Raw genomic sequence first — 12015 nt, forward strand, 5'->3', positions numbered from 1 at the left:
AACCTGACAACGCCCACCGACCGCGCCCTTCTCCGACGTGATCCCCATGACTGACTCCCTCCGTGCTGCCGGCCTCGCCATCGTCGCTGCGCTGCTGTTACCGGCCCTGCCCGCGCACGCCGAGCGCGCCGACCGCGACAAGCCGCTCGTACTCGAAGCCGACAACGCCAGCTACGACGATCTGAAGCAGGTCTATCACTTGACCGGCAACGTAGTGCTGACCAAGGGCACCATGGTGCTGCGCTCCGACGAGGCCGATCTGCGGACCGATCCCGAGGGCTACAACTACGCCGTCGCCACATCCAAGCCCGGCAATCTCGCCTTCATTCGCCAGAAGCGGGACAACGTCGACGAATACATCCAGGGTTGGGGCGAGCGCATCGAATACGACGGCAAGCAAGAGATTTCCAAGCTGATCAGCCGCGCACGCATGGAGCGCCTGCAAGGCGCGACGCAGCTCGACGAGATCCGCGGCGCGGTCATCACGTACGATGGACAGAAGGAGTTCTACACGGCCTCGGGCGGCGCGGAAAACGCCACCTCCGCCAATCCGTCGGGCCGCGTGCGCGCCGTTCTCGCACCGCGCACAAGCACACCTGCCGCGCCGGCATCTACCCCGGCCGCCAAGCCCTGATCTGTACTGCCTGTCTTTTCTGTTTCGCTTATGTCTGCCACCACCCTCGCCCCCAAAACTGCAGCGCCGCAGGCCACGACGTCCAGCACGCTGGTCGTCCGCCATCTGAAGAAGCGCTACGGCACGCGCACGGTGGTCAAGGACGTGTCGCTTGACGTGAAAAGTGGCGAGGTGGTCGGCCTGCTCGGCCCCAACGGCGCGGGCAAGACGACCTCTTTCTACATGATCGTCGGCCTGGTGGCGCTGGACGCCGGCGACATCGTGCTCGACGGCGAACACATCAGCCGCCTGCCGATCCACCAGCGTGCGCGCATGGGCCTGTCGTATCTGCCGCAGGAAGCGTCGGTGTTCCGCAAGCTCAACGTGCAGGAAAACATCCGCGCGGTGCTCGAACTGCAGGAACAGAACGGCAAGAAGCTCTCGCAAGACGAAGTCAACCGCCGCCTTGACGGCCTGCTCGACGACTTGCAGATCGCCCACCTGCGCGACAACCCTGCGCTGTCCCTATCGGGTGGTGAACGCCGCCGCGTGGAGATTGCCCGCGCGCTGGCCTCATCGCCGCGCTTCATCCTGCTCGATGAACCGTTTGCCGGCGTCGATCCGATCGCGGTGGGCGAGATTCAACGCATCGTCAGCTTCCTGAAAGACCGCAATATCGGCGTGCTGATCACCGATCACAACGTGCGAGAAACGCTGGGCATCTGCGATCACGCCTATATCATCAGCGAAGGCACCGTGCTGGCTGCGGGCATGCCGGAACAGATCATCGAGAACGAGGATGTACGCAAGGTGTATCTGGGCGATAACTTCCGGATGTAAGCCACACCGCACGCCTACGCCTTAAGGACGTGGCAAAGCCGCACCTTAAAGCAAAATCCGTTCCATCGACCGAGTGTTGGGCATAGAATAGCCCGCATGAAACAGTCGCTCCAGCTCCGTCTCTCTCAGCATCTCGCGCTCACGCCGCAGTTGCAGCAATCGATCAGGCTGCTGCAGCTGTCGACCATCGAACTGCAACAAGAAGTTGAGCAGGCCCTGACCGAAAACCCGCTGCTGGAGCGGGAAAACGAGTGGCTTGACACGTCCGCTCGCATTGGCTCTGACGGTTCCGTCAACGCGCTGCAAAGCAACACCGCCACGCCCCTGCCCACCGAATCGCCCCCGCCCGCACCCAACGGTGCCGACAGCAGCGACAGCTCGGACAGCAGCTACGAGAACGGTCACGACAGCGGCGCCGATTTCGACAGCGATTACGGCTCCGACCGCTCCGACTGGAGCCTTGACGACTTCGCCCGCAAACCGCAATCCGACGAAGACGACCGCGCCCCGCTGCAGTTGCGCGAAGCCGAACAAAGCCTGCGCGAATTCCTTATGGAACAACTCGCGCCGCTCAAGCTGTCGATGCTCGACAAAGGCCTCGTCATCTTTCTGATCGAATCGCTCGACGACGAAGGTTATCTCTCGGGCACGCTCGACGAAATCCTCGCGGATCTGCCCGCCGAACTCGAAGTCGAACTGGACGAGCTGCAAGCCGCGCTGCGCATGCTGCAGAGCTTTGATCCGCCCGGTGTCGGCGCGCGCTCAGCCGCCGAGTGCCTGTCACTGCAATTGCACCGGCTCGATTCGCCTGCGAAAGCGCTGGCGCTCATCATCGTCAATCAGCATCTCGAACTGCTAGCCGCGCGCGACTACACGCGTCTGAAGAAGGCACTGTCCGTCGACGAACCAGCATTGAAGGCAGCGCATGAGCTGATTCGTTCACTGGCGCCGTTCCCGGGTCATGCATTCGGTCGCGCGGAAGCTGATTTCGTGGTGCCTGACGTGATCGTGCGCAAGACAAGCGCAGGCTGGATGGCGCAACTGAACCCCGACGTCATGCCGCGCCTGCGCATCAACGACATGTACGCGCAGATCCTGCGCAGCAGCCGCGGTGAATCGGGCGCCGCCAATCTGCAGCAGAAGCTGCAGGAAGCCCGTTGGCTGATCAAGAACATTCAGCAGCGCTTCGATACGATCCTGCGTGTCTCGCAAGCCATTGTCGAGCGTCAAAAGAGCTTCTTCACGCACGGCGAAATCGCCATGCGCCCCTTGGTTTTGCGGGAAATAGCCGATACACTGGGTCTACACGAGTCCACGATCTCCCGTGTGACAACCAACAAATACATGGCGACCCCGATGGGGACGTTCGAGTTGAAGTACTTCTTCGGCAGCCATGTATCGACGGAAACCGGCGGGGCCGCGTCATCCACCGCGATACGCGCGCTCATCAAGCAACTTGTAGGAGCCGAAGACCCGAAGAATCCTCTGTCCGATAGCAGAATTGCCGAGCTGTTAGGCGAACAAGGATTCGTGGTGGCCCGTCGGACGGTGGCCAAATACCGCGAAGCCCTCAAGATCCCTGCAGTGAATTTGCGCAAGTCTTTATAGCCGCATCGCGGGCAGTTCCGGTGCGGCTCATCTTGAGAAGGAGAACCGCTATGAACTTCAAACTCAGTGGACACCACCTGGACATCACGCCCGCTTTGCGTGAGTACGTGGAAACGAAACTGGAGCGTGTGATCAGGCACTTCGATCAGGTGATTGGCGTCAGCGTGTTGCTATCGGTCGATAACCACAAGGAGAAGGATCGGCGTCAGTACGCGGAAATCAACCTGCACCTCAAGGGTAAGGATGTCTTCGTCGAATCACACCATGAAGATCTTTATGCGGCCATCGACCTACTCGTCGATAAACTGGACAGGCAAGTGATCAAGTACAAGGACCGCGTGCAGGGGCACGACCGTGACAGCATGAAGCACCAAGCCCTCCAGGCCGTGCAGATGCAGCAATAGCAGGACGGCACCGCAAAAACCGCGCCCCGAGTTGGCGCGGTTTTTTTATGCCGTGGTGCATTCGTGACGAATCCGATTGCAACGGATTTAAGTCGGGCTAAAATCTGACGAAAGTATGAATGCTGGCGTGGCGCGGCTTTTGACGCGATGCTGGCAAAAACAGGGTCGATGCCGCGCGCACATTGCCGGCACCGGCTGATTGCAGCCCTGGGGGATTCGCTTCTCTGCCCTGCGTGGTGCACCGCTGGTGCGCCGCACAAAGCCGCGCGACACGTGGTCTATAATGATCTCATTGTCCGCGCGCCATCTTGGTGCAGAAGGATGCCGCTCATTTCACGCATTGCACATGAATCGCTTGGCCAAACTGCTGCCGCCCGGGAACATCGCCCTCGACGTCAGCGTAACCAGCAAAAAGCGGGTATTTGAACAGGCTGGCCTGCTGTTCGAGAACAACCACGGCATGACGCGCGCAGTCGTCACCGACAACCTGTTTGCGCGCGAGTCGCTTGGCTCCACAGGCCTGGGAGCCGGCGTGGCCATTCCGCATGGCCGTATTAAGGGGCTCAAGCAACCGCTGGCTGCATTCATGCGTCTGTCCGAGCCGGTGCCTTTTGAGTCACCGGACGGCAAGCCTGTCTCGCTACTGATCTTTCTGCTGGTACCCGAACAGGCCACCCAGCAGCATCTGGAAATCCTCTCTGAAATCGCCCAACTGCTGTCCGACCGTGACATGCGCGAAGGCCTCGCCACCCTGCCGTCGCCCGAGGCGATTCACCAGCTACTGACCGAGTGGCGGCCCTGATCGCAGCGCAATCGGTGGCAAGCGCAACCGATTGCGAGCGCGCTATGCCCCGTCGGCACCACTGTGCCCTGCTATGGAACTGACCGGCGTCATCGCCCAATCGATCTTTGACGACAACGCAGCCGATCTGAAGCTGTCGTGGGTCGCCGGCCTGGAGGGCGCGGACCGCGCGTTCGACGTGGATTTCGCCAAGGAAGCGACATCTGCGGCGGACCTGGTCGGGCACTTGAACCTCATCCACCCGAATCGCATCCAGGTGCTCGGCAAACCCGAGATCACCTACTACCAGCGCCTATCGGAAGAAAACCGCAAGCGCCAGATGGGCGAGCTGATCCTGCTGGAGCCGCCCTTTCTGGTCGTGGCCGATGGCGTGGATCCGCCGCCGGACCTGGAGCTGCGCTGCACCCGCTCGTCCACGCCGCTGTTCACGTCACCGATTTCGTCGGCCGCGGTCATTGATCATCTGCGTTTGTATCTGTCGCGCATCTCTGCGCCGCGCGTGACGATGCACGGGGTATTTCTCGACATTCTCGGCATGGGCGTGCTGATCATGGGCGATTCGGGCCTGGGCAAAAGCGAACTGGGCCTGGAGCTGATCTCGCGCGGTCACGGTCTGGTGGCCGATGACGCAGTCGATTTCGTGCGCCTAGGGCCGGATTTCATTGAAGGCCGCTGCCCGCCGCTGCTGCAGAATCTGCTGGAAGTGCGCGGTCTGGGCCTGCTCGACATCAAGACGATCTTCGGTGAGACGGCTGTGCGCCGGAAGATGAAGATCAAGCTGATCGTCCAGCTCGTGCGCCGCAACGATGGCGAGTTCGAGCGCCTGCCGCTCGATTCGCAGTACCTCGATGTGCTCGGTTTGCCTATCCACATGGTGAAGATCCAGGTGGCTGCCGGGCGCAACTTGGCCGTGCTGGTCGAAGCCGCCGTACGCAACACGATCCTGCGCCTGCGCGGCATCGATACGTTGCGCGACTTCATGGACCGCCAGCGCGCCGCCATGCAGGCCGAAGCCGCCTCGCACTCGCCTCAGGGTCGCCTGCTTTAACAAAGTCGCCACAAAGTTTCGCCGTCGGGCCGGTTTACCCTAGTTTTTGGTGCGAAACGTCAACCCGACATGCGGCCTCTCCGTTGTGGGAGGGAATGCGCCGAGCACGCACGCGGCGGCGTTCATCGCGAGCGCGGTGGCTGTCTTCGCCCGCTCTTCTGACGGTACCCAAGGAGAACACGACGATGAAACAACTGATTGCCGCTTGCGCCCTGGCGCTCCCATTCCTGGCCGGCCAGGCTTTCGCCCAAGGCAGCGCACCGGCAGCTGCGCCGGCCGCACCTGCTGCCGCTCCGGCAGCCAAGAATTCGCAGCAAGAAAAGATGAAGCAATGCAACATGGACGCCACCGGCAAGAAGGGCGACGAGCGCAAGGCTTTCATGAAAGGCTGCCTCTCTGACAAGCCGGCTGCCGCCGCCAAACCGATGACGCAGCAGGAAAAGATGGCCGCCTGCTCCAAGGCCAACAAGGGCAAGAAGGGTGACGCCTACAAGAACGCCCAGAAGGAGTGCCTCTCGAAGGGCTGAGCATCCCTTTAGCTTCGTTTAAAAAAGGCGGCCAGATCGGTCGCCTTTTTTACTGGTCGCTGCTTTGCAATACAGGGATGCTATCCTCGCGGCATGCGGATCATTCTCATCACCGGTATGTCGGGTTCAGGGAAATCGGTCGCCCTGAACGTGCTCGAAGACGCAGGATACTATTGCGTCGACAACCTGCCCGCGCAGTTCATCCCCGAACTGGCGCGCTATCTGTCGGACCAGGGTTATACGCATCTGGGTGTGGCCACTGACATCCGCAGCCGTGAATCGCTGCGCAAGGTGCCTGAGACGGTCACCGTGCTGCGCAAGGAACACGACGTGCGCATGCTGTTCCTGACAGCGAGTACGAACGCGCTGGTGCAGCGCTATTCCGAGACGCGCCGTCGGCATCCGCTGTCGATCCGTAACGGCCGCCCTGATACCGCCGCCAATGTGCAGGCGGCTGCCAAAGGCCTCGACACCTCGCTCATCGAAGCGATCGAAATGGAGCGCGAGCTGCTCAGCCCGCTGGCCGATCCGGCGCATCGCATCGACACCAGCACGCTGCGCACGAACGCCCTGCGCGCGTACATCAAAGAGTTCATCAGCGACGAGCCGCATGACATCACGTTGATGTTCGAATCGTTCGGCTTCAAGCATGGCGTGCCGACCGATGCTGATCTCGTCTTCGACGTGCGTTCGCTGCCCAACCCTTACTACGACACGCAACTGCGCCCACTCACCGGGCGCGACCAGCCCGTCATCGATTTCCTGCAAAGCCAGCCGATGGTGCTTGCGATGGCAGAGGACATTCGCGCCTACGTGGAAAAGTGGCTGCCGAGTTTCATCGCCGACAACCGCAGCTACCTGACCGTCGCGATCGGCTGCACGGGCGGCCAGCATCGTTCCGTGTACATCGCGGAACGGCTTGCCACGTACTTTCGCGCGCATGGTAATGTGTTGGTCCGCCACCGCGAATTGGCCGTAGACGGCTGAACCGCGCGCCAGACACAGCCCGCGCGCCGGCCAGCCTCATTTGGATGCGGCTTCTTGCGCGGCACCACGCGAAAATCTTGCCGCCTGCTCAAAGTCCGTCCATGCAAGAAGACATCGCTCTCTCACCGTTCTCGCCGCTGCCGCCGCTGCCCACCGAGCTGTCGCTGTTTCCGTTGCATACGGTGCTGTTTCCCGGCGGCCTTCTCCCGCTGCGCATTTTCGAAGCCCGCTACATCGATATGGTGCGCACGTGCCTGCGCGACAAGACGCCGTTCGGCGTCTGCCTGATCGAGCGCGGCAACGAAGTGGCCACCACAGACGGCACGACCGTACCGGTCGACGTGGGCTGCATCGCCCACATCGTCGAGTGCGACATGGAGCAGCTCGGCCTGCTGATGATCAAGGTGCGCGGCACGCAGCGCTTCAAGGTGCTGTCGTTCGAGACTACGCCCGACGGCCTCATGCGCGGCACGGTCGAGCCCATCGGCGCAGACGTGGAAGACTGCAAGGGCGAACTTTTCGACGATTGCGTGGGTGCCCTGCGCCGCATCATCACCACACTCGGATCACGCGAAGATGGCAACGTCCCGATGGCGGAACCCTATGAGTGGTCCAGCCCGAGCTGGGTCGCGAATCGATTGTGCGAACTGCTGCCGGTGCCGCTCAAGGCCAAGCAGAAGCTGATGGAACTGATGGACGCCGGCATGCGCATCGAGATCGTCCATCGCTACATGAAGCAGCATCACATTCTGTGATGCTGCTTCAGCCGAGCCAGATCAGTCTGGCTAGATCAGACTTGGCTGCACCAGCGTCTCCAGCGCCAACTTCACCGGCGCAGGCAATCCCACTGAATTGAGTTGCGCGAGCGGTACCCAACGCCAGTCGTCATTGAGCGCGACGGGCGTGGCGATCTCCGCGCGCAGCAAGTGCATATGCAGGCGGAAATGCGTGAAGGTGTGCGTGAGCGCGCCAGCCATTTCCACGGTCGAGACCGCGCCATATGCCTGCGCGGCACGACGCACGGTGCCCACCTCCAACGGATGCGCGTCGAGCACGTCGTCCATCTCGCCCACCAGCGGCAAAGACCACAACCCACCCCAGATGCCGCGTTGCGGACGACGCTGCAGCAGGACCGCGTCGGCGTGTAGGGCGATAACAAGTGTCGCGGCACGCTCGGGTATCGTCTTGCGCGGACGCGGCACGGGCAGTTCCATCACGCGATCAGTACTGCGCGCTTCGCATAGCGATTCGAGCGGACAGGGCCGTTCGCCGGTCAGGCATGCCGGTTTGCCGCGCGTGCAAACGGTGGCCCCCAGGTCCATCAAACCCTGTGTGTACGGCTGAATGCCTTCGGCCGGCGGCAGCACGGCTTCGGCAATGCGCCACATGGTGTCTTCCACACGCTTGTCGCCGGGAAAGCCGTCGATGCCGAACACACGCGCGAACACGCGCTTGACGTTGCCGTCCAGAATGGCCGCGCGCACGCCGTACGAAAACGCTGCGATGGCCGCCGCGGTCGAGCGGCCGATGCCCGGCAGCGTCGCCAACACGTCGGGATCGCGCGGGAAGATGCCGCCATGCTCCGCCACCACGATCTGCGCGCAGCGATGGAGGTTTCGCGCACGCGTGTAGTAACCGAGACCGGCCCACGCAGCCATCACATCGTCTGCAGGCGCAGCGGCCAGCGCCTGCACGGTCGGGAAGCGCTCGATGAAGCGTGCGTAGTAGCCCAGCACCGCGCTCACCTGCGTCTGCTGCAGCATGATCTCTGACAGCCACGTGCGATACGCGTCGCCAGTGTTCTGCCACGGCAAATGGTGACGGCCATGACGCTGCTGCCATGCGATGACGCGCACGGCAAAATCATCGGAGAGCGAAGGCAATACGGCAGCTGGTTGCGCGGCGCGGCGCGTGCGGCGAGGGGTGGCGGTCATGCGTGTGATGAGGAAACGGCGAGCCGAAGATGCGCGCTGGCGGCGATCCTACCAGAACGAAAAAAGCGCCCACAGGCGCTTTCTCCATGAACAACGCTATGCGTCAAGCCGCGAACGACTGCCGCTCCAGAATCGTTCCGGCCGCGAGAATGCGATCGGTGTATTGGGCGATCGTGCCGCTGCGCTCATCCAGCGTATTGAGCAGCGCTTCGAGTTCGGTGATGCGCGCTTCCAGCGTATCGGTCGCCTCATGAATGCGCTCGATCGAATCGACGCGCTTGCGCAGTTGCTTCTGGTGATCGCGCACCTGTGCTTCAAGCGGCGTCATGACCGACTTCAGCCAGATCTCGATGTCACGGTTCATGTCCTGGAAGGTATCCAACACACGGCTGGCCACCGTCGAGAACGCACCATGCACGAGCTGCGGCTTCGGACGCGTCAGGAAGCTGAACGCGCCAAAGTGGTTGTGCGCGAGCATCAGCGTCTCTTTCAGATCGGCGTCGTAGCGCGTGCCCAGGAAGCGCAGCGGCGGCGACAGCGTGAAGCCGTGCTCGGCGTTGAACTTCTTGTACATGCCATCGACCATCTGGTGCAGTTGGTCGATGCGGTTAGCGGCATCGCGCACCAGGCCCGTCAGGTGGCCGAAGAGCTTGTCCATGTCGTCGCGCAGACCGCGCGAGAACACGCGCTCCTTCATCTTCTCGCGTGCTTCGCGCATCGTCGAGCGGATCTGCTTGAGCTGCACACTCTTGATGATCTCTGCGCTGTGCCGGCCGAACACCGTACGCAGCGCCTGAAACTTGGCGATGCTCTGCTCGAACTCTTCCTTCTCGCCCTGCACGCGCATCAGCATGTGCTTGACCATCGTGTGGTTCTTGCCGCGCAGGCCGCGCAGCTCGAACAACTGCTCGACGATGTCGCGGCGGCGCATCTGCAGCAGTTGCTGCGCGCCGGTGGCCATGTCCTTCACGGCCAGTTGAACCTGCTCGGTCACGATCTCGCGACGCTGCGGAATCAACTGATCCGATAGCACCGACTCCAGCTCCGGCAACCGGCTCTTGGCCAGCAGCTCATGGTCATGGTTGACCTTGGCCACCAGCCCCTTCTGCGCCGACACCGGATACACGCGCTCGACATCGATATCGAGCACCTGCGCCGTCGTCATGATCTGGCGGCTGACTTCGCTCTCGACTTCCTCTTCGGACTTGAGCGGATCCCACAGGCCGTCGACCTTGTTGAGCACCGCGATGCAACCCTTGCGCTGGCCACCGCCCACGTGCGAGCGCCACAGTTCCAGGTCGCTCTTGGTCACGCCGGCATCCGCTGCCAGCACGAACACGACGACATGCGCATCCGGAATCAGGCGCAGCGTCAGTTCCGGCTCGGTGCCGATGGCGTTCAGGCCCGGGGTGTCCAGGATCACCAGTCCCTGCTTGAGCATCGGGTGCGGGAAATTGATGATCGCGTGACGCCACTTCGACACTTCGACCGTGCCAGCGGCATCCACCGAGAACGCGGCGTCAGGATCGGCGTCGTTATAGAGACCCAACTGCTCGGCTTCTTCCTTGGGCACGCGCACGGTTTCCACCACGTGGCGGAATGCTTCGAGCATGCCCTCGGGCGACGACGGATCGAGCGGCACCGACAGCCAGTGGCTGCCCGCATCGCGAAAATCGGCCGTCGATGCGTCATGCAGACGCGTCTCGATCGGCAGCAGGCGGATCGACGGCGGATAGCTTTCGTCGTACATCAGCTCGGTCGGACACATCGTGGTCCGGCCCGCCGACGATGGCAGGATGCGGCGGCCAAAGTCCGCAAAGAAGATGGCGTTGATCAGCTCACTCTTGCCGCGCGAGAACTCGGCAATGAAGGCGACCTTGAGCTTGTCGCTGCGCAGGACGCCGCGGATGCGCTGTGCGCGCATGTCAGCTTGCGCGTCGTACAGCTCCTGGGCTTGCAGCCAGTCCTGGAATTCCCCCACCGACTGCAGTACCGAAGCGCGCCAGGCGCTGTACTGCTCGAACTGTGTGCTCAGTGTGTTGTTCATCGTTCTGTCTTATTGTGTGCGCGACCCGACCGCGAAAAATGCGCGCGCCCCTCGACATTGCTGTTCCGCCCAATTACGGCACAGAAATGCACAAATTTAGGTGGAACGATACAGCGAACCGCCAGCTTCCGGGCGAACTTTCCACAAGGTTCCCCAGCCCGGGCAGTCAAGTGTTGCGGGATGCCATCGGCGGCCGGACACCCCACTTCAAAAACCTTGCGAAATGGCGGCCAGATCGCTCCAGCGCCACGTTTTCAGGCGGCTTTCGATGCCCTTGGCAGACCGATCAGCGCTGGCAGGTCGGACAGTAGAAAGTGGAGCGCTGCCCCTGCACGATCTGCCGGATTGGCGTGCCGCACACTCGGCACGGCAGACCAGCGCGGTCGTACACGAAGGCTTCGAGCTGGAAGTAGCCGCTTTGTCCGTCTGACCCGACAAAGTCGCGCAGCGTGCTGCCGCCACGCGCGATGGCATCGGCCAGCGTAGCGCGAATGGCCTCGGCGAGCACCGCATAGCGTGGCCGGCTGATGCGGCCCGCCGCCGTGGTCGGCCGGATACCGGCGCGAAACAAGCTCTCCGAACAATAGATATTGCCCACACCGACCACGATGTCGCCGGCCAACAGCGCCGACTTGATGGCAACCCGGCGCCCGCGCGTGCGGGCGAACATCCAGTCACCATCGAACCGCGCATCGAACGGCTCGATGCCGAGATTGCGCAGCAGCGGGTGTTCGGCCAACCCGGCTTCGTCCCCAGCGTGCCAGAGCATGGCACCAAAGCGGCGCGGGTCTCGATAGCGCAGTGTGATGGATACGCCGGTTGCATCGGCGAGTTCGATATCGACGTGATCGTGTGGGCCGGGCGCCACGGGCGCCTCCAGCACGCGCAACGTCCCGGTCATGCCCAGGTGAATCAGCAGCCAGCCACCTGCGGCATCGGCGTGGCTTGCGGACTGACTTACCCCTGGCATGCATTCGATAAGCAGGTACTTACCCCGGCGCAGCAAGCGCGTGACAGTCAAGCCCGCGAGCAACTCCGGCAACGCCGGATCGATGGGCCAGCGCAAGCCGTGATGGCGCACCACGGCGCGCACGATACGTCGCCCCGTAATATGCGGCAGCAAACCCAGGCGAGTGACCTCGACCTCCGGCAACTCAGGCATCGAACCTCCATCCCATGTGCTGCTCCAACCTTTTTTACGATGC

Annotated in this window: 12 protein-coding genes; 9 read left to right on the forward strand and 3 right to left on the reverse strand. The window is 62.5% G+C overall.

Annotation, left to right across the window (positions count from 1 at the left end):
- The first annotated feature begins 46 nt into the window (after positions 1-46).
- The 9 genes from lptA (at position 47) to BG83_RS0110700 (ending at position 7584) form a co-directional block, all read left to right on the forward strand.
- Positions 47-634, forward strand: coding sequence for a lipopolysaccharide transport periplasmic protein LptA (gene lptA / locus BG83_RS0110660; protein ID WP_024976712.1), 588 nt, complete (start codon positions 47-49; stop codon positions 632-634).
- 30 nt (positions 635-664) lie between these two features.
- The gene (gene lptB / locus BG83_RS0110665; protein WP_004633384.1) at positions 665-1453 is read left to right on the forward strand and encodes an LPS export ABC transporter ATP-binding protein; all 789 of its coding nucleotides are present in this window, start codon (positions 665-667) and stop codon (positions 1451-1453) included.
- A gap of 96 nt (positions 1454-1549) precedes the next feature.
- The gene (locus tag BG83_RS0110670; RefSeq protein ID WP_024976713.1) at positions 1550-3061 is read left to right on the forward strand and encodes an RNA polymerase factor sigma-54; all 1512 of its coding nucleotides are present in this window, start codon (positions 1550-1552) and stop codon (positions 3059-3061) included.
- A 50-nt stretch (positions 3062-3111) separates the two neighbouring features.
- Positions 3112-3465 (forward strand): ribosome hibernation-promoting factor, HPF/YfiA family, encoded by a 354-nt coding sequence (hpf, locus tag BG83_RS0110675; RefSeq protein ID WP_024976714.1) that lies wholly within the window; start codon positions 3112-3114, stop codon positions 3463-3465.
- 346 nt (positions 3466-3811) lie between these two features.
- The gene (gene ptsN, locus BG83_RS0110680) at positions 3812-4267 is read left to right on the forward strand and encodes a PTS IIA-like nitrogen regulatory protein PtsN (protein WP_024976715.1); all 456 of its coding nucleotides are present in this window, start codon (positions 3812-3814) and stop codon (positions 4265-4267) included.
- A gap of 73 nt (positions 4268-4340) precedes the next feature.
- The gene (gene hprK / locus BG83_RS0110685) at positions 4341-5315 is read left to right on the forward strand and encodes an HPr(Ser) kinase/phosphatase (protein WP_004633393.1); all 975 of its coding nucleotides are present in this window, start codon (positions 4341-4343) and stop codon (positions 5313-5315) included.
- Between the two features lie 185 nt (positions 5316-5500).
- Positions 5501-5842 carry a PsiF family protein gene (locus BG83_RS0110690; RefSeq protein ID WP_024976716.1) on the forward strand — a complete coding sequence of 114 codons (342 nt, stop codon included), beginning with the start codon at positions 5501-5503 and terminating at the stop codon, positions 5840-5842.
- A 93-nt stretch (positions 5843-5935) separates the two neighbouring features.
- Entirely contained in the window at positions 5936-6829 is an 894-nt protein-coding gene (gene rapZ, locus BG83_RS0110695) for an RNase adapter RapZ (protein WP_024976717.1), read from the forward strand.
- 101 nt (positions 6830-6930) lie between these two features.
- Positions 6931-7584, forward strand: coding sequence for an LON peptidase substrate-binding domain-containing protein (locus BG83_RS0110700; protein ID WP_024976718.1), 654 nt, complete (start codon positions 6931-6933; stop codon positions 7582-7584).
- 30 nt (positions 7585-7614) lie between these two features.
- Here BG83_RS0110700 and mutY read toward each other — a convergent pair whose 3' ends face one another.
- From mutY to mutM, 3 genes are all read right to left on the reverse strand, one after another.
- Entirely contained in the window at positions 7615-8763 is a 1149-nt protein-coding gene (gene mutY / locus BG83_RS0110705) for an A/G-specific adenine glycosylase (RefSeq protein ID WP_024976719.1), read from the reverse strand.
- A 103-nt stretch (positions 8764-8866) separates the two neighbouring features.
- Positions 8867-10810, reverse strand: a complete 1944-nt coding sequence (locus tag BG83_RS0110710) for a dynamin-like GTPase family protein (RefSeq protein ID WP_024976720.1) — start codon at positions 10808-10810, stop codon at positions 8867-8869.
- Positions 10811-11096: 286 nt separating this feature from the next.
- Complete coding sequence (gene mutM, locus BG83_RS0110715) at positions 11097-11972, reverse strand: bifunctional DNA-formamidopyrimidine glycosylase/DNA-(apurinic or apyrimidinic site) lyase (RefSeq protein WP_024976721.1); 876 nt, start codon at positions 11970-11972, stop codon at positions 11097-11099.
- Positions 11973-12015 lie beyond the last annotated feature (43 nt).

The organism is Ralstonia pickettii (genome assembly GCF_000607165.1).
Taxonomy (GTDB): domain Bacteria; phylum Pseudomonadota; class Gammaproteobacteria; order Burkholderiales; family Burkholderiaceae; genus Ralstonia; species Ralstonia holmesii.